The 15973-nt window shown below is 59.9% G+C and carries 17 protein-coding genes and 1 pseudogene; 9 read left to right on the top strand and 9 right to left on the bottom strand.

Annotated features, from left to right (window positions below):
* Window positions 1–144 precede the first annotated feature (144 nt).
* The 6 genes from MO767_RS17765 to MO767_RS17740 form a co-directional block, all read right to left on the bottom strand.
* Window positions 145–717, bottom strand: a complete 573-nt coding sequence (locus MO767_RS17765; RefSeq protein ID WP_282481558.1) for a HupE/UreJ family protein — start codon at window positions 715–717, stop codon at window positions 145–147.
* Window positions 718–752: 35 nt separating this feature from the next.
* The gene (ureG, locus tag MO767_RS17760) at window positions 753–1367 is read right to left on the bottom strand and encodes an urease accessory protein UreG (RefSeq protein ID WP_282481557.1); all 615 of its coding nucleotides are present in this window, start codon (window positions 1365–1367) and stop codon (window positions 753–755) included.
* 37 nt (window positions 1368–1404) lie between these two features.
* Entirely contained in the window at window positions 1405–2079 is a 675-nt protein-coding gene (locus tag MO767_RS17755) for an urease accessory protein UreF (protein ID WP_282481556.1), read from the bottom strand.
* Complete coding sequence (gene ureE, locus MO767_RS17750; RefSeq protein WP_282481555.1) at window positions 2076–2576, bottom strand: urease accessory protein UreE; 501 nt, start codon at window positions 2574–2576, stop codon at window positions 2076–2078. The genes MO767_RS17755 and ureE overlap by 4 nt, the downstream gene beginning before the upstream one ends.
* A gap of 279 nt (window positions 2577–2855) precedes the next feature.
* Window positions 2856–3488, bottom strand: a complete 633-nt coding sequence (locus MO767_RS17745; RefSeq protein WP_282481554.1) for a TetR family transcriptional regulator — start codon at window positions 3486–3488, stop codon at window positions 2856–2858.
* Window positions 3489–3644: 156 nt separating this feature from the next.
* Window positions 3645–4073, bottom strand: a complete 429-nt coding sequence (locus MO767_RS17740; protein ID WP_282481553.1) for a hypothetical protein — start codon at window positions 4071–4073, stop codon at window positions 3645–3647.
* A 387-nt stretch (window positions 4074–4460) separates the two neighbouring features.
* On the opposite strand from MO767_RS17740, the gene MO767_RS17735 reads away from it, so the two are divergent.
* A complete protein-coding gene (locus MO767_RS17735; RefSeq protein ID WP_282481552.1) occupies window positions 4461–6536 on the top strand; it encodes an AsmA family protein in 2076 nt (691 codons plus the stop codon).
* Window positions 6537–6555: 19 nt separating this feature from the next.
* Here MO767_RS17735 and MO767_RS17730 read toward each other — a convergent pair whose 3' ends face one another.
* The gene (locus tag MO767_RS17730) at window positions 6556–7479 is read right to left on the bottom strand and encodes a LysR substrate-binding domain-containing protein (protein ID WP_282481551.1); all 924 of its coding nucleotides are present in this window, start codon (window positions 7477–7479) and stop codon (window positions 6556–6558) included.
* 122 nt (window positions 7480–7601) lie between these two features.
* Between MO767_RS17730 and MO767_RS17725 the strand changes: the two are divergent.
* The 3 genes and pseudogenes from MO767_RS17725 (at window position 7602) to MO767_RS17715 (ending at window position 9534) form a co-directional block, all read left to right on the top strand.
* Window positions 7602–8239, top strand: a pseudogene (locus tag MO767_RS17725) (NAD(P)H-dependent oxidoreductase).
* The gene (locus MO767_RS17720) at window positions 8240–8545 is read left to right on the top strand and encodes a multidrug efflux SMR transporter (RefSeq protein WP_008157366.1); all 306 of its coding nucleotides are present in this window, start codon (window positions 8240–8242) and stop codon (window positions 8543–8545) included.
* A 98-nt stretch (window positions 8546–8643) separates the two neighbouring features.
* On the top strand, window positions 8644–9534 hold the full coding sequence (locus MO767_RS17715; RefSeq protein WP_282481550.1) for a triacylglycerol lipase: 891 nt from the start codon (window positions 8644–8646) through the stop codon (window positions 9532–9534).
* Window positions 9535–9669: 135 nt separating this feature from the next.
* Here MO767_RS17715 and MO767_RS17710 read toward each other — a convergent pair whose 3' ends face one another.
* The gene (locus MO767_RS17710; protein ID WP_282481549.1) at window positions 9670–10545 is read right to left on the bottom strand and encodes a DMT family transporter; all 876 of its coding nucleotides are present in this window, start codon (window positions 10543–10545) and stop codon (window positions 9670–9672) included.
* A 97-nt stretch (window positions 10546–10642) separates the two neighbouring features.
* On the opposite strand from MO767_RS17710, the gene MO767_RS17705 reads away from it, so the two are divergent.
* From MO767_RS17705 to MO767_RS17695, 3 genes are all read left to right on the top strand, one after another.
* The gene (locus tag MO767_RS17705; protein WP_282481548.1) at window positions 10643–11437 is read left to right on the top strand and encodes a helix-turn-helix transcriptional regulator; all 795 of its coding nucleotides are present in this window, start codon (window positions 10643–10645) and stop codon (window positions 11435–11437) included.
* Between the two features lie 64 nt (window positions 11438–11501).
* Window positions 11502–11807, top strand: coding sequence for a PsiF family protein (locus MO767_RS17700; protein WP_150656601.1), 306 nt, complete (start codon window positions 11502–11504; stop codon window positions 11805–11807).
* Between the two features lie 235 nt (window positions 11808–12042).
* The gene (locus MO767_RS17695) at window positions 12043–13056 is read left to right on the top strand and encodes an AI-2E family transporter (RefSeq protein WP_123367609.1); all 1014 of its coding nucleotides are present in this window, start codon (window positions 12043–12045) and stop codon (window positions 13054–13056) included.
* A gap of 48 nt (window positions 13057–13104) precedes the next feature.
* Here MO767_RS17695 and MO767_RS17690 read toward each other — a convergent pair whose 3' ends face one another.
* Window positions 13105–14379: an Hsp70 family protein gene (locus MO767_RS17690; protein WP_282481547.1), complete on the bottom strand. Its 1275-nt coding sequence runs from the start codon at window positions 14377–14379 to the stop codon at window positions 13105–13107.
* Window positions 14380–14676: 297 nt separating this feature from the next.
* On the opposite strand from MO767_RS17690, the gene MO767_RS17685 reads away from it, so the two are divergent.
* Window positions 14677–15624, top strand: coding sequence for a DnaJ C-terminal domain-containing protein (locus MO767_RS17685; RefSeq protein WP_282481546.1), 948 nt, complete (start codon window positions 14677–14679; stop codon window positions 15622–15624).
* Window positions 15625–15647: 23 nt separating this feature from the next.
* Window positions 15648–15953 carry a chaperone modulator CbpM gene (locus MO767_RS17680; protein WP_282481545.1) on the top strand — a complete coding sequence of 102 codons (306 nt, stop codon included), beginning with the start codon at window positions 15648–15650 and terminating at the stop codon, window positions 15951–15953.
* Window positions 15954–15973: the final 20 nt, after the last annotated feature.

Below are 15973 nucleotides of genomic sequence, written 5' to 3'. Positions count from 1 at the left end.
CGACATGTTAGCAGAGAGGCCGGCCGGATAGATGCGGTGTCTGTCAGACCGCTATCGCGAGCAAGCTCGGCTCCCACAGGAGTACGCATTCCACTGTGGGAGCCGAGCTTGCTCGCGATGAGGCCATCACAGGCGATAAAGAAATCAGCCCGCCAGCAACCACACGCCAGTCGCCGCCGAGGCCGCACCCACCAGTCGAACCAACGGCGCCGCCGCTTGCGGCAACACCCGCACTACGGAGTAACCCAAGCCGTGCAAGGCAGCCGTCGCCGCCACAAAACCCGCGGCATACGCCCAAGGGTTCGACATCTGCGGCAACTCCAGTCCGTGCGCCACCCCGTGGAACAGCGCAAATAAAGCGGTTGCCGCAACGGCCAGGCTCAACGGTGGGCGTACTGCCAAAGCCACCGCCAGACCCAGCGCTAGCACCGACGCTGCAATCCCGCTCTCCAGCGCCGGCAGGTTCAGCCCTTCAAACCCCAGCAACCCGCCGATCAGCATGATGCCGACGAATGTGCACGGCAGCGCCCAGCGTGCAGCGCCTTTCTGCTGCGCTGCCCACAAACCGACCGCAACCATCGCCAACAAGTGATCAACGCCACCGATCGGGTGGCTGATGCCAGCGATCAAACCGTTGTCGCCATGCCCTGGGTGGGCGAAGGCGATGGCCGGGGTCAGCAGCAGGGCCATGGCCCCCAGAATGCGTTTAAGTGTCATGGATAAGCTTCCTTGTTGATAAAAGTTGATCGTGTTCACGCCGCTGTCAGCAGGCCCTGGCGTTCGATGAAGGCGATGATTTTTTCCAGGCCAAGGCCGGTTTTCTGGTTGCTGAAAACGAACGGTTTGCCGTTGCGCATGCGCTTGGTGTCGCTGTCCATCAGTTCCAGCGACGCACCCACCAATGGCGCGAGGTCGATTTTGTTGATTACCAGCAGATCGGATTTGCAGATCCCCGGCCCACCTTTGCGCGGCAGCTTGTCGCCGGCCGAGACGTCGATCACGTAAATGGTCAGGTCGGACAGTTCCGGGCTGAAAGTGGCGGACAGGTTGTCGCCACCGGACTCCACGAGAATCAGGTCCAGCCCCGGAAAGCGGCGGTTCAATTGATCCACGGCTTCAAGGTTGATCGAAGCGTCCTCGCGAATCGCCGTGTGCGGGCAGCCGCCGGTTTCCACGCCGATGATCCGCTCCGGCGCCAAGGCTTCGTTGCGCACCAGAAAGTCGGCGTCTTCACGGGTGTAGATGTCGTTGGTGACCACCGCCAGGTTGTAGCGGTCGCGCAAGGCCAGGCACAGAGCCAGAGTCAGGGCTGTCTTGCCGGAACCGACCGGGCCGCCGATGCCGACGCGCAGAGGTTGTGTGTTCATGTGCTTCTCCAAAATAACAGGGCCAAAATAACAGGCCCTAGGAACGGAACAGACGGCTGTACTGGCGCTCATGGGCCATGCACGCCAGGGACAGGCCGAAAGCAGCGCTGCCATAGTGTTCGGGGTTGATTCGGGTGGCATTCTGCTGGGCCTCTTGCAGCAGCGGCAGCAATTGGCTGGTCAGGCGTTGTGCGGCTTGCTGACCCAGCGGCAGGGTTTTCATCAGCACCGCCAGTTGGTTTTCCAGCCAACTCCAGAGCCACGCCGCCAGTGCGTCCTGCGGGCTGATATTCCAGGCGCGAGCGGCCAGTGCCCAGCCAAGGGCCAGATGCGGCTCGGGACGTTGTTCAAGAAAGGCGCGGGCCGGAGCATCAAGTTCAGGCAAACCGTTAAGCAGTTGCTGCAACGAGTAACCCATCTGCCGACTTTCCTGATGCAGCTCGCGGGTTTCCCGACTGGCGCGATGTTCTTCGCAGCGTTGCAGCAGTTCACCCCAGTTTTCTTCTGCCGCGGCCACGCAATGGGCGAGCAGCAGTGGCGCTTCGAAGCGTGCGAGATTCAGGATTAGCTGATCGCTGATCCAGCGCCGCGCGCTATCGGAATCGCTGACGCGGCCGTTATCCACCGCCATTTCCAGGCCTTGGGAATAGCTGTAACCGCCAATCGGCAACTGCGGACTGGCCAGGCGCAACAGCGCCCAGGCAGGGTTCATAGCCGCACGCCGAACTGGTGCAGTTTGGGCGGGTAGTTGAAGTCTTCATCGCCGTGACGCGAATGGTGATGGCCGCCGCCATAGGCGCCGTGTTCCGGCTGGAACGGCGCTTCGATGTTCTCGACCTTGGCATCAAGCTGTTCGAGCATGGCCTTGAGCACGTAGTCGTCGAGCAGGCGCAACCAGCCATCGCCGACTTGCAGGGCGACGTGGCGGTTGCCGAGGTGATAGGCCGCGCGAGTCAGTTCGAAAGCATTGGCGCAGGTGACGTGGAGCAATTGTTCGGCCCGGGCGCAGACGCGCACGATGCGTCCGTCTTCGGCTTGAAGGCACTCGCCGTCATGCAGCGGTGGCTGGCCGCGCTCCAAAAACAACCCGACGTCTTCACCTTCGGCACTGAAACAGCGCAAACGGCTTTTGCTCCGGGCTTCGAAGTTCAGGTGCAGCTCGGCGGCCCAGACGGGTTGAGGGTCGATTCTGCGATGAATCACCAGCATCGGAAGGCTTCCAGCAATGGACAATGCTTTGGCTAGAGCAAGGGGCTTGCCAATCGGGTGATACGTAGGAAATGCCTGTCGGAGATCGGTTGGGTTTCTGGAATGTTGCAGAATTTTGAACTGGAATGGTGCGAGGGTTTTTCGGTGGCACCAAATTGATGCTTTGACTGGTTTATTGTGGGTGCGAGCTTGCTCCGGGCGGCGATCCGACGATAGCGTCGGCACAGCCAGCATTTGAGGTGACTGACATTCCGCTATCGCGAGCAAGCTCGCACAGGGTCATTCGGTGCTGCCGAGTCCCTGCCAATGTTTCAGGCCGATAAAGATAAAGCGCAACTGCTGGGTAATCTTCGCCTGCGGCGTCAGATGCTCGGGCAGTGCCTGCGCCGGCGGATCAATGATGTCTGGCAAGGTTGCGAACACGCTTTTAACAATCAGATCAGCCATGACGCTCAGGCCGGCGATGTCCAGGTGTTGCAGTTTCGGCATCAAGGACAAGTCGGACGCCAGGTCCGAGCTGATGTCTTCGCGCAAACGTCCGATGGCCAGGCGCACCGGCAGCGAACCGCCGTACTGCTCGCGAGCCAGAAACAGGAACTGCGAGCGATTGGCCGTGACCACGTCGAGAAAGATCCGCACCGAGGCGTCGATGATGCCGCCCATAACGAACTCGTTGTGGCGCACCAGGCGAATGGTTTCGCGGAAGGTCTGACCGACTTCACTCACCAGCACCAGGCCCAGTTCATCCATATCGGCGAAATGCCGGTAGAAACCGGTGGGCACGATCCCGGCGGTTCTGGCGACTTCGCGCAGGCTCAGGCTGCCGAATCCTCGGCCGCATTCCATCAAGTGGCGGGCAGCATCCATCAGGGCGTTGCGGGTCTGTTGTTTCTGTTCGGCGCGGGGCAGCATCGCAAGGGTATTTTCTGGATAAGACAGCGGCGCACTCTAGCAAATCGGCTTTGCCGGCGTCGAACGACTATCGGGGAATCAAGCGGGGAAGTGAGGCTTCTATAACGTCAAAAGCCCAATCCGGAGATTGGGCTTTTTTTCAGGGCCGCCATGGGCTCAGCTCAAAGCGCTGTTGCGTTCGATGACACGGTCACCACCACCTTCAGCCAGGGTTTGACCTTGTGGAGTGCGATCGGAACCATCAGCAGCCAGGGTTTGACCTTGTGGAGTGCGGTCGGAACCGTCAGCAGCCAGGGTTTGACCTTGTGGAGTGCGGTCGGAACCATCAGCAGCCAGGGTTTGGCCCTGTGGAGTGCGATCGGAACCGTCAGCAGCCAGGGTTTGGCCTTGTGGAGTACGGTCCGAGCCATCCTGGGTGATCAGGCCTTTTTCTTTCAGGCGATCATTGCCACCTTCGGCGACGGTTTGGCTGAACTCCGAGTGGGTGGATTTGACTTGTGGGGTCGCTTGGTCAGCAGCTGGCAGGGCGAAAGCAGTGCTGGCCAGCATCGAGAGGGTAAGGCTAAACAGTAATTGGCGTTTCATGATTGGGTGCTCCGTAGGAGGGCGATAAAGTGGGTACGAGGGCAATGCTACTCTCGATAAGTCGATATAAAAGTTCATAAACGCAATGGTAATAATCAACGGAATTGATTGTTCCGTGAAACGGCTCTAAATCGGGCGTTTCCGGCGGACGTTTTTGCGCTGAGATGGGTATTTTCAACTCACTTGCGCCTTGCAAAAGTGCGGGGCCGGTAACGCTGATTTGAGGGGGCATCCTGTCGCCGACCGATTATTTGAACGTTAAGCGGTATTTCGGTTAAACCTGCGCGTCATTTTCCAGTCCTAGATTCCATAGCAGGCCGGTTCTGGCCTAACGTTTCAAACGTGCGTCGCAGTCAGGGCGCTCAGTCGTATCAGGAGCCCTGTGCAATGACGCGCACTCGTAAAATGTTTACCTGGACCCTCGCCAGCCTTGTTGTCCTGCTGGCCATACTGGTTCTGATCATCGCGTTCTTCGATTGGAACCGAATCAAACCAGCGCTTAACGCCAAAGTTTCCGAAGAGCTGCACCGCCCGTTCGCCATCAACGGCAACCTCGCGGTGGTCTGGCGACGCGAGCCCGACGAGGGCGGCTGGCGCGCGTGGGTGCCGTGGCCGCATGTCGTGGCGCAAGACTTGAGCCTGGGCAACCCGGACTGGTCGAAGAAGCCACAGATGGTCACCCTCAAGCGTGTCGAGTTGCGCCTCTCGCCCTTGGCCTTGCTGGCGCAGCGCGTGGTGATCCCGCGTATTGACCTGACCGAACCGAATGCCGACCTCCAGCGCCTGGCCGACGGCCGTGCAAACTGGACCTTCAAGTTCGACCCCAAAGACCCGAACGCCGAGCCTTCAAGCTGGGTGGTGGACATCGGTGCGATTGGCTTCGACAAAGGCCACGTCACCCTCGACGACCAAAGCCTGAAGACTCAGCTCGATTTGATCATCGACCCGCTGGGCAAACCGATTCCGTTCAGTGACATCGTCGGTGACAAAGCCGCGAAAACCGCGTCGGAAAAGGGGGCCGCGCCGCAGGATTACGCGTTCGCGCTGAAGGTCAAAGGCCAATACCACAGCCAGAAACTCGCGGGCGAAGGCAAGATTGGCGGCCTGCTGGCGTTGCAGGACGCGGCAAAGCCGTTTCCGCTTCAGGCTCAAGTGAAGATCGCTGACACCAGTGTCGAACTGGCCGGCACCCTCACCGATCCACTGAACCTCGGCGCCTTGGATTTGCGCCTGAAACTGGCCGGCACCAGCCTGGGCAATCTCTATCCGCTGACCGGCGTAACCCTGCCGGACACACCGCCGTACGAGACTGACGGCCACTTGATCGCCAAGCTGCATGAAGCGGACGGTGCAGTGTTCCGTTACGAAGAATTCAACGGCAAGATCGGTCAGAGCGACATCCATGGCAGCCTGGCCTATGTCGCCAGCCAGCCGCGCCCGAAGCTGAGCGGCTCATTGCTATCCAATCAACTGCTGTTTGCCGACCTGGCGCCGCTGATCGGTGCCGATTCCAACGCCAAACAGAAGGCCCGTGGCGGCGAAAGCAAGCAGCCGGCGGACAAGGTATTGCCAGTCGAAGAGTTTAAAACCGAGCGCTGGCGCGATATGGACGCTGACGTCGAGCTCACTGGCAAGCGCATCGTCCACAGCGAAAAACTGCCGTTCAATGATCTCTACACCCACCTGATACTCACTGATGGCGTGCTCAGCCTTGAGCCCCTGCGCTTCGGCGTGGCCGGTGGCAATCTGGATGCTCAGATTCGCCTCAATGGCCGAACCCAACCGTTGGAAGGCCGGGCCAAACTCACCGCACGCAAGTTCAAACTCAAGCAGTTGTTCCCGACCTTTGAGCCGATGAAAACCAGTTTCGGCGAGCTCAATGGCGATGCCGACATCACCGGTCGTGGCAACTCGGTGGCCAAACTGCTGGGCACCGCCAATGGCAATCTGAAGATGCTGATTAACGATGGCGCTATCAGTCGCGAATTGATGGAGCTGGCAGGGCTGAACGTCGGCAACTATGTGGTGGGCAAGATCTTTGGCGACAAGGAAGTGAAGATCAACTGCGCTGCCGCCGACTTCGACATCAAGACTGGTCTGGCGACTACGCGCCTGTTCGTCTTCGATACCGAAAACGCGATCATCTACATCGATGGCACGGCTAACATGGCGACTGAGCAACTGGACCTGACCATCACCCCGGAATCCAAGGGCTGGCGGTTGATATCGCTGCGTTCGCCGCTGTATGTGCGGGGCAAATTCATCAAGCCTGATGCGGGTGTGAAAGCTGTGCCGCTGATACTGCGCGGGGTGGGGATGGTGGCGTTGGGTGTGATTGCCGCGCCGGCGGCGGGGTTGCTGGCGTTGGTGGCGCCGAGCGGTGGCGAACCGAATCAGTGCGCGCCGTTGCTGGAGCAGATGAAGGCTGGCAAGGCGCCCGTGACCGTCAAACCCACCCGGTAACCGCAGAGCGTGGGAACGATCAGTCAGCTACTGAAGGCCGGGATCTTGGCAATAACCCTGACAACGCCGCTTCCTCCTGCAACCACGCAAAAAACGCCCGGACCGGCGGATGCCGTTCGCGCCCCGGCACACACAGTGCCGCGTAACCGGCACCATCGACCTGAACCTCACCCTTGTAAGCCACCAGCAAACCGCTGGCCACGCTCTCGGACACCAGGATATTGCTCGCCAACACCAGGCCTTGCCCGGCAATCGCCGCTTGCAGGGCGTAATGCTCTTCGTCGTATTCACGGACTGCTGGCTTCCCCGCAAGCCAGTTCTCGCCGGATTGTGCGCACCAGGCCTCCCAGCCGTGGGCGTACAGTTTGGAGTTATGCCAGCGCACGCTGATCAGCGTCGGCGCTCGGCTGGCGGCCAGGGCGACTTGCTCCGGCGAGCCATAGACGCCAAAGGATTCGTCGAACAGACACAGGCCATAAAGGTTCGGGTAATCACCGAGGCTATAGCGCAGCACCAGATCGACGCTGGCGTCCTGATGCAAATCGATGACTTCGCAATGGGTATCGAGCCGCAGGCTGATATTCGGGTGCCGGGCGTAGAAGCGGCCCAGCCGGGGCACCAGCCACAACGCAGCGAAAGCGGCGGTAGTGGAGATCGTCAGGCTCACGCCGCTGCGTTGCGGGCGCAGTGTATTGACACTTTGCGCCACTTCCAGCAAGGCGCCGTGCAAGCTGTGAAACAACCGTTCACCGCCGTCCGTCAGGCGAACTTGCCGCGGAAGTCGCTCGAATAACGGCACGCCGAGCCAGGTCTCAAGTAAACGAATCTGATGGGAAACCGCCGTCGGCGTCACCGAGAGCTCTTCGGCGGCTGCCTTGAAACTGAGCAGGCGCGAGGCGGATTCAAAGGCGCGCAGGGCGGTCAGCGGCAGCGAGGCAAACATTGAAAGCTCCGTGGATGAAATAAATTCATCCAAACTGATTTTTGTTCATTTGAAGAGGGGCGGCTACGCGCTTCAAGCTGCAAGCCACAAGCAGTTTGAGTTTAGTCCTTCAGGAGATTCAGATGAGCACAATTCTTGCCGTACATGCCAGCCCCCGTGGCGACCGTTCTCACTCCCGGCGCTTGGCCGAGGTGTTTCTTTCAGCCTGGCAAGCGGCCAATCCGCAGTCGCACCTGACCCGTCGCGAAGTCGGTCGAGCGTTGATTCCACCAGTCAACGAGGCTTTTGTGGCCGCCGCGTTTTACCCCGAACCCGATGCGCGGCCGCTGTCGATGCAGGCCGACCTGGCGTTCAGAGATGAACTGGTGGGCGAGTTACTCGGTCACGATTTATTGGTGATTTCCACGCCGATGCACAACTTCAGCGTGCCCAGCGGCCTCAAGGCCTGGATCGATCAGATTGTGCGGCTGGGGCTGACCTTCAATCACCACTGGACAATGGCGTGGCCCAATACGAGCCATTGGTGCAGGGCAAAAAGGCTTTGATCGTCACCAGTCGCGGCGGGTTCGGTTTCGGGCCCGGCGGAGAACTTGAGGCGATGAATCATGCCGATCCGTTGTTGCGAACGGCATTGGGGTTCATCGGCATCACCGACATCACGGTCGTGGCCGCCGAAGGCGAAGAATCCGAGGCGCGCACCTTCCAGATCTCCGCCGCCGAGGCCGAGCAGCGTTTGCGGGCGCTGGCCAGGGAGTTCTAGATGGCCTGGCTGTTTTTGCTGATCGCCGCCGGCTTCGAAGTCACCTTTGCCATGGGCATGAAGTACGCCGAAGGCTTCACCCGGCTCTGGCCGTCGATGATCACCGTGGTGGCCGCGGTGGGCGGGATCTACTTCCTGACCCTGGCTATGCGCGAGTTGCCGGTGAGTATCGCTTACCCGATCTGGACCGCCATCGGCTCACTGGGCACGGTGTTTCTTGGCTTTGCGCTACTCGGCGAAAGCCTGACGGCGGTCAAACTGGTGTCGGTCGGATTGATCGTAGCGGGGGTGGTGGGGCTGAAGTAAGGCGCGATGTCATAGACTGGTCATCTTCGATGCCGATGCTTGGCTGATGTCTTGCATTCAGCCTGGTGTCACCTCCCCGATCACAAGGATGTCCGCCCATGTCGCAAGGTTCTGCCACGCGTTACCCGTTGGTGCTGGTCCCGGGAATGCTCGGGTTTATCCGCCTGCTGCTTTATCCGTATTGGTACGGAATCATCTCGGCACTGCGCCGGGGTGGGGCGACGGTGATAGCGGTGCAGGTCTCGCCGATCAACTCCTGCGAAGTGCGCGGTGAGCAACTGTTGGCGCGGATCGAGGAAATTCTGCGGGAAACCGGGGTCGAGAAAGTCAACCTGATCGGCCATAGTCAAGGGGCGCTGACCGCCCGTTATGCCGCCGCCAAACGCCCGGGCCGCGTCGCCTCGGTTACCTCGGTGGCAGGACCCAATCACGGTTCGGAGCTGGCGGATTACCTGCACAAACACTATCCGGGAGACAGCGCCAAGGGGCGTTTGCTCAGCGTTTTGCTACGGTGGATCAGTGCGCTGATGAGCCTGCTGGACACCGGTTATCACGGGCCGAAATTACCCGTGGATATCCATGCCGCCCATCATGCACTGACGACCGAAGGCGTGGCGCTGTTCAACCAGCGTTATCCACAGGGCTTGCCTGAAACCTGGGGCGGGCATGGGCCGGAAGAGGTCAACGGCGTGCGGTATTACTCCTGGTCCGGGACCTTGCAGCCAGGCAAGACCAATCGCGGGCGAAACCTGTTTGATGGGACCAACCGCAGTTGCCGGTTGTTTGCCAGGACCTTCGTTCGCGAGGTCGGGCATTGTGACGGGATGGTCGGGCGTTACAGCTCGCATCTGGGGACAGTGATCGGCGATGAGTATCCGATGGATCACTTCGACATCGTCAATCAGTCGTTGGGTTTGGTGGGCAAGGGCGCGGAGCCGGTCCGGTTGTTTGTCGAGCATGCGGCGCGGCTGAAAGTTGCAGGGCTTTAGACCGTCCTGTGGCGAGGGGGCTTGCCCCCGTTGGGCTGCGAAGCGGCCCCCTGCAAACTTTCAGACTTACCGAGCTGGCTCTGTTTTACGACTGCTGCGCAGCCGAACGGGGGCAAGCCCCCTCGCCACAAAGGACTAAGCACGGCCCAACACCGTGGTCCAGCGCTCCGAAAGAATCACCCCACCCAACGTCAACACCCCGCCCACCAAGTGATACATCGCTAACTGTTCATGCAGCACCACCGCCGCAATCAGCGCAGTAATCAACGGCAGCAGATTGAAAAACAGCGTAGTCCGGCTCGGCCCCAGGCGGATCACGGCCTGCATCCACGCCAGCGGCGCAAGCATCGAGGCCAGCAGGCAGGCGTAAAGCACCAGCGGAATGTTCTGCAGCGTCGGGCCTATCTTCGGTGAAGCGAGGAACAACGGAAACAGCACCACCACCGCCACCCATACCTGCAAGTACAGCAACACCAGCGGCGGCAAACGCAGCTGCCACTTTTTCAGCAGCGTGCTGTAGATCGCGTAGGCCAGGGTGGCGATCAGCATCATTGCGTCACCCAGGTTCACCCCGTGTTCGAGCAGCGCACCAAGGCTGCCGGATGAGACGACCACCAAAACCCCTGCGAACGACAGCACCGCGCCGGCCAGGGCCCCGATGGTCAGGCGCTGGCCGAGGCTGATGATCGCCATGGCCAGTGACATCAACGGCATCAGCGACAGGATGATGCCCATGTTGGTGGCCGAGGTCAGGCTCGCAGCGAAGTACGCCAGGCTTTGGTAAACAGCCATGCCGAGCACGCCGAGCACAAAGATCTTGCCCAGGTTCGGGCGGATCGCTGGCCAATGGGCGATCACCGGTTTGAGCATGAAGGGTGTGAACAGCAGTCCGGCAAGCAGCCAGCGATAAAAACCGATCTCGGCGGGGAAGATCGCTCCGGCCGACATTTTGGTGATCACGGTGTTGCCGGCCCAGATGAAAATGGCCAGCAGGGGATAAGCGTATTGCATCGATAAAAACCAGAACGTTAATGAGGGGTGATTATCCACCTGTCTGGATGCAAGCCTATACTTCGATCCAGACAACCTGCCCCTGATGACGGACAGCATGACCAGTAAACACATTGATCTGCTGGATTTCAGCGAACTGCCTGCCCCGGTGTACTTCCGTTATGCCGACTTTGATGCGCATCGTTATGCCTCGGCGCACCGTCATCCATGGGGCACGCTGGAGTATTCGGCCTACGGCGTATTGCACATGGACATCGGTGGCAGCCGCTTTATGTCACCGCCGCAATATGCGGTGTGGGTGCCCCCGCAGACCGAGCACAGCTTCTACAGCCATCAGCCCATCAACTATCGCGCGGTCTGCCTGGCGCCGATGATGTGCCAGGACCTGCCGCAACAGGCCTGCACCCTGGCCATCAGCGACATACTCAAAGCAATTCTCAAAGACTTTGCCGCACGCGATGTGAAGATTCCCGAGCACGAGGCTGACAAACGTCTGGCGCAGGTGTTGGTGGATCAGCTGCAACAGGCGCCTATCCATGAGTGTTACTTGCCTTACGCCAGCAGCCCGGGATTGCTCGGGATACTGGAGGCCTTGCAGGCCGAGCCCGGTGATAACCGGCCCTTGGCGGAATGGGCCGCGCAGATCCATGTCAGCGAACGCACCCTGGCAAGGCAGTTTGTCCGCGAGTTGGGCATGAGTTTTGGCGAGTGGCGGCAGCGGTTGAAGTTTCTGGCATTCATCGAAGCACTGGACAGCCACCGCAGCATCCAGGAGATCGCGTTCGACATGGGCTACAGCACTGGTTCAGCGTTTATCGCGATGTTTCAACGCCAGGCGGGGTGCACGCCGGAACAGTACCGACGCAGCCACCTTGAGAGCAGGAAGGTGTAACAGGTGTTGTCTACACTCCAGAGCGAGGCCGTGCTCGTCGGTGCGGCAACAAGGAGAAAACTCCATGAAGATGTTGCGTGTCCCTTTGTTGATGATCGGTTTGCTGCTCTGCGCCCAGGGCTTTGCCGCCACTGAGCAACAGAACAAGATGACCACCTGCAATGCTGACGCTACCGCGAAAACCCTCAAGGGAGACGAACGCAAAGCTTTCATGAGCAATTGCCTCAAAGCTGCACCCGCCGCCGATGCCGCCAAACCCCTGACGCCTCAGCAGGAGAAAATGAAAACCTGCAACGCCGATGCTGCCACTCAGGCGCTCAAGGGCGATGCGCGCAAAACCTTCATGAGCGATTGCCTGAAGAAAAAGTAAAGATCGGCCGGAAAATGTGGGGGCTGTGATTGCCCCATCGCGAGCAAGCTCGCTCCCACAATGGAGCTGTGTACTCAGGACCAATGTGGGAGCGAGCTTGCTCGCGATAGGGCCAATAAGCTCACTGCAAAAAGTCGCCAGCGCCCCCACTAAGGTCGACCTACACAATCCCTAGTGCTGGCATCGGAACGCTGGCAGACTGCCCATCCTTTTACGCCGTTCGTTTTGAGGCTGTATGCCAACGTTTTCTCAACGTCACGTCTTGCTACTCATCAGTTGGGTCATCATTTTCGGCGGTTTGTTGCTGGTGATACCGCTGCGGTTGCTGCCCAGTCTGCTGGCCGGGCTGCTGGTGTTTGAACTGGTCAACATGCTCACCCCGCAATTGCAGCGGCTGATCGAAGGCCGGCGTGCGCGCTGGCTGGCGGTGGCGTTGCTGGGGACGCTGGTGGTCAGTGTGTTGACGCTGATCTTTGCCGGTGCCATCAGCTTTCTGCTGCACGAAGCGGAAAACCCCGGCGCTTCTCTCGACAAATTCATGCACGTGGTTGACCGTGCGCGCGGGCAATTGCCGCCGTTCATCGACGCCTATTTGCCCGCCAGCGCCGCCGAATTTCGCGTGGCGATTGGCGAGTGGATGAGCAAGCACCTCAGTGATTTGCAGCTGGTGGGCAAGGACGCGGCGCACATGTTTGTGACGCTGCTGATCGGCATGGTGCTGGGGGCGATCATTGCCTTGCAGCGCGTGCCGGACGTGACCAAGCGCAAGCCCTTGGCCGCCGCGCTGTTCGACCGCTTGCACCTGCTGGTCCAGGCGTTTCGCAATATCGTATTCGCCCAGATCAAGATTTCCCTGCTCAACACCTTCTTCACCGGGATTTTCCTGGTGGTGGTCCTGCCGATGTTCGGGATCAAGCTGCCGCTGACCAAAACCCTGATCGTGCTGACCTTCCTGCTCGGCCTGCTGCCGGTGATCGGCAACCTGATGTCGAACACCCTGATCACCATCGTCGGTCTGTCGCTGTCGATCTGGGTGGCCGTGGCGGCGTTGGGTTACCTGATTTTTATCCACAAGCTCGAATACTTCCTCAACGCGCGCATCGTTGGCGGGCAGATCAGTGCCAAGTCGTGGGAGTTGCTGCTGGCGATGCTGGTGTTCGAGGCCGCGTTCGGCCTGCCGGGGGTGGTGGCGGGGCCGATTTATTACGCGTACCTGAAGAGTGAGTTGAAGCAGGTGGGGATGGTTTGATCCAAGGGATGCAGTGCCTGGTCTGACGTCATCGCGAGCAGTTTCGGGTCAGTCCATGTTGCCGTAGCGCTTCATCGCTTCAATCGCCAGGCCACTGCCGATGCTGCCGAAGATGTTCCCTTCCACGTGCCGCGCGTTCGGCAACATCGCCGAGACGCTGTTGCGCAGTGCCGGAATTCCGCTCGAACCGCCGGTGAAGAACACCGTATCGACCTGATCGACTCGCACGTTGGCGTCGTTCAGTAGCTGGGTCACGCTGTTGCGCACGCGCTCCAGCAGGTTGTCGATGGCCGATTCGAACAGTGCCCGGCTCAACTCCACGCTCAAACCCGGTTCGATGCGGTCCAGCGGCACATGGCGGCTGTCGGCGTGGGTCAGCTGGATCTTGGTTTCTTCCACTTCCATGGCCAGCCAGTGGCCGGCGCGCTGGTCGATCAGTTTGAACAGGCGATCGATGCCGCCGGTGTCTTCGATGTCGTAGCGCATGCTGCCCAGCGCCAGGGTGGACTTTTGCGAGTACACCGAGTTGATGGTGTGCCAGGTCGCCAGGTTCATGTGGTGGCTGGTCGGCATGTAAGCGCCGCTCTTCATCCGGCTGCCATAGCCGAACAGCGGCATCAGGCCTTGCAAGCTTAGTTGCTTGTCGAAATCGGTCCCGCCGATGTGCACGCCACCGGTGGCGAGGATGTCGTCGTGACGGCTGTCGTGGGTGCGGCGTTCAGGGGACAGGCGCACCAGCGAGAAGTCTGACGTACCGCCGCCGATGTCGACGATCAGTACCAGCTCTTCTTTTTCGATGGTCGACTCATAGTCGAAGGCCGCCGCAATCGGTTCGTACTGGAACGACACATCTTTGAAGCCGATGGCGCGGGCCACGTCCACCAAGGTGTTTTCGGCTTCCTGGTCGGCCATTTCATCGTCGTCGACGAAGAACACCGGACGACCCAGTACCACTTCATCGAACTCGCGACCGGCGGCGGTTTCGGCGCGCTTCTTCAATTGGCCGATAAACAGCCCGAGCAGGTCCTTGAACGGCATCGCCGTGCCCAGAACGCTGGTGTCGTGCTTGATCAGCTTGGAGCCCAGCAGGCTCTTGAGCGAGCGCATCAACCGGCCTTCATAACCTTCCAGGTACTCGTGCAGCGCGAGGCGGCCGTACACCGGGCGGCGTTCTTCCATGTTGAAGAAGACCACCGAAGGCAGGGTGATCTTGTCGTCCTCCAGCGCGATCAGCGTTTCCATGCCGGGGCGCAGCCAGCCGACGGTGGAGTTGGACGTGCCGAAGTCGATACCACAGGCACGGGCTGGAGATGCGTTTTTCATGTCTTTCGAGTTCCGGTTAAAAAACGGCCGCGCAGTGTATGTCAGTGCGGCGCAGATTCGAAGGCCGACTATCCGCTAAATCTCAGCGATTAGCGCCTTGAAAGACTATCCTTTGCCCCAAACTTGTCTGCATTGACCCTGGCAGCCAGGGTGCGGTCACAAGAACCGCCGACTGCTGCCGATAAACTTCTGATGCGCTGCCCGGTCACAAACTTGAGATCGGTCAACTTCGCGGCTGCTAATGCGCGCATGCTGCCGGCAGTGGCGCGATTTTGATAACGGATGGTGATTCCCTCGATGGACTTCAAAGACTATTACAAGATTCTCGGTGTGGAACCGACCGCGGACGATAAGACGATCAAGGCCGCCTATCGCAAGCTGGCGCGCAAGTATCACCCGGACGTCAGCAAGGAAAAGGACGCCGAGTCCAAATTCAAAGATGCCTCGGAAGCCTATGAAGCGCTGAAAAGCGCCGACAAGCGCGCCGAATACGACGACTTGCGCAAATACGGCCAGCACGGCCAACCGTTCCAGGGCCCGCCAGGTTGGCAGGGTCGTGGTGCAGGCGGTTTCGGCGGTGGGCAGGACACAGGCGATTTTTCGGACTTCTTCAGTTCGATTTTCGGCAACCGTGGCCCTGGTTTTGGTGGTGGACAGTCGGGCCGTAGCGCCGGGCGTCGAGGGCAAGACGTGGAAATGGAACTCGGGATTTTTCTGGAAGAAACCCTTTCGAACGAATCGAAGAAGGTCACCTTCCAGGTGCCGCAGTACAACGCTGCCGGCCAGCATGTCAGCAACACCAGCAAAAGCCTGAACGTGAAGATCCCGGCCGGCGTGACCGACGGCGAGCGCATCCGCCTCAAGGGCCAGGGTGCACCGGGCACGGGTGGCGGGGCCAATGGCGACTTGTTCCTGATCATTCGCTTTGCGCCGCACCCCAAGTTTGACGTCGAAGGCGAAAACCTGATCATTACCTTGCCGCTGGCTCCGTGGGAACTGGCGTTGGGCGCCGAAGTTGCCGTGCCGACCCTGACGGGCAAGATCAACCTCAAGATTCCGGCCGGCAGTCAGAATGGCCAGCGCATGCGCGCCAAAGGCCACGGCTTGATGAACAAGGCCGGCCATCGCGGTTATCTGTTTGTACAACTCAAGGCCGTCATGCCTAAAGACTCTGACGACGAGGTCAAGGCGTTGTGGCAGGAACTTGCGAAAAAAGCGGCTTTCAACCCCAGAGAAAACTTCTGATCCAAGAGACGGAGTAGCCCATCATGAGCAACCCCCTGATCGTTCAACTGGACATGGCAGAATTCTGTGAGGCGACCGACTTGTCGGACGTCTACGTGATCGAAATCGTCGAGCACGGCATCCTCGAACCTCAGGGCAGCCAGCCCAAGGATTGGCGTTTCAACGATTATGAGCTGGCGCTGGCCAAGCGTGCCGCCAAGCTGCGGCACGATCTGGAACTGGAATGGGAAGGCGTCGCCCTGGCGCTGGACCTGCTTGAAGAAGTGCAGCAACTGCGGGCCGAGAACCGCATGCTCAAGCAGCGGTTAGCTCGGTTGGTGATCGAGTAGTTCAACATCAAAAGATCGCA

It is taken from the genome of Pseudomonas sp. UYIF39, from assembly GCF_029963765.1.
In the GTDB taxonomy this organism is placed as follows: Bacteria; Pseudomonadota; Gammaproteobacteria; order Pseudomonadales; family Pseudomonadaceae; genus Aquipseudomonas.
This window is presented reverse-complemented; position numbering and strand designations above follow the sequence as displayed.

Bases quoted from the DNA above. Each gene is read 5' to 3' on its own strand.
- MO767_RS17715 (WP_282481550.1), top strand. From the start codon at position 8,644: ATGTCGCAAGGTTCTGCCACGCGTTACCCGTTGGTGCTGGTCCCGGGA.
- MO767_RS17685 (WP_282481546.1), top strand. From the start codon at position 14,677: ATGGACTTCAAAGACTATTACAAGATTCTCGGTGTGGAACCGACCGCG.
- ureE (WP_282481555.1), bottom strand. From the start codon at position 2,576: ATGCTGGTGATTCATCGCAGAATCGACCCTCAACCCGTCTGGGCCGCC.
- MO767_RS17695 (WP_123367609.1), top strand. From the start codon at position 12,043: ATGCCAACGTTTTCTCAACGTCACGTCTTGCTACTCATCAGTTGGGTC.
- MO767_RS17765 (WP_282481558.1), bottom strand. From the start codon at position 717: ATGACACTTAAACGCATTCTGGGGGCCATGGCCCTGCTGCTGACCCCG.
- MO767_RS17720 (WP_008157366.1), top strand. From the start codon at position 8,240: ATGGCCTGGCTGTTTTTGCTGATCGCCGCCGGCTTCGAAGTCACCTTT.
- MO767_RS17745 (WP_282481554.1), bottom strand. From the start codon at position 3,488: ATGCTGCCCCGCGCCGAACAGAAACAACAGACCCGCAACGCCCTGATG.
- MO767_RS17730 (WP_282481551.1), bottom strand. From the start codon at position 7,479: ATGTTTGCCTCGCTGCCGCTGACCGCCCTGCGCGCCTTTGAATCCGCC.
- MO767_RS17710 (WP_282481549.1), bottom strand. From the start codon at position 10,545: ATGCAATACGCTTATCCCCTGCTGGCCATTTTCATCTGGGCCGGCAAC.
- MO767_RS17705 (WP_282481548.1), top strand. From the start codon at position 10,643: ATGACCAGTAAACACATTGATCTGCTGGATTTCAGCGAACTGCCTGCC.
- MO767_RS17735 (WP_282481552.1), top strand. From the start codon at position 4,461: ATGACGCGCACTCGTAAAATGTTTACCTGGACCCTCGCCAGCCTTGTT.
- MO767_RS17700 (WP_150656601.1), top strand. From the start codon at position 11,502: ATGAAGATGTTGCGTGTCCCTTTGTTGATGATCGGTTTGCTGCTCTGC.
- MO767_RS17740 (WP_282481553.1), bottom strand. From the start codon at position 4,073: ATGAAACGCCAATTACTGTTTAGCCTTACCCTCTCGATGCTGGCCAGC.
- MO767_RS17690 (WP_282481547.1), bottom strand. From the start codon at position 14,379: ATGAAAAACGCATCTCCAGCCCGTGCCTGTGGTATCGACTTCGGCACG.
- ureG (WP_282481557.1), bottom strand. From the start codon at position 1,367: ATGAACACACAACCTCTGCGCGTCGGCATCGGCGGCCCGGTCGGTTCC.
- MO767_RS17680 (WP_282481545.1), top strand. From the start codon at position 15,648: ATGAGCAACCCCCTGATCGTTCAACTGGACATGGCAGAATTCTGTGAG.
- MO767_RS17755 (WP_282481556.1), bottom strand. From the start codon at position 2,079: ATGAACCCTGCCTGGGCGCTGTTGCGCCTGGCCAGTCCGCAGTTGCCG.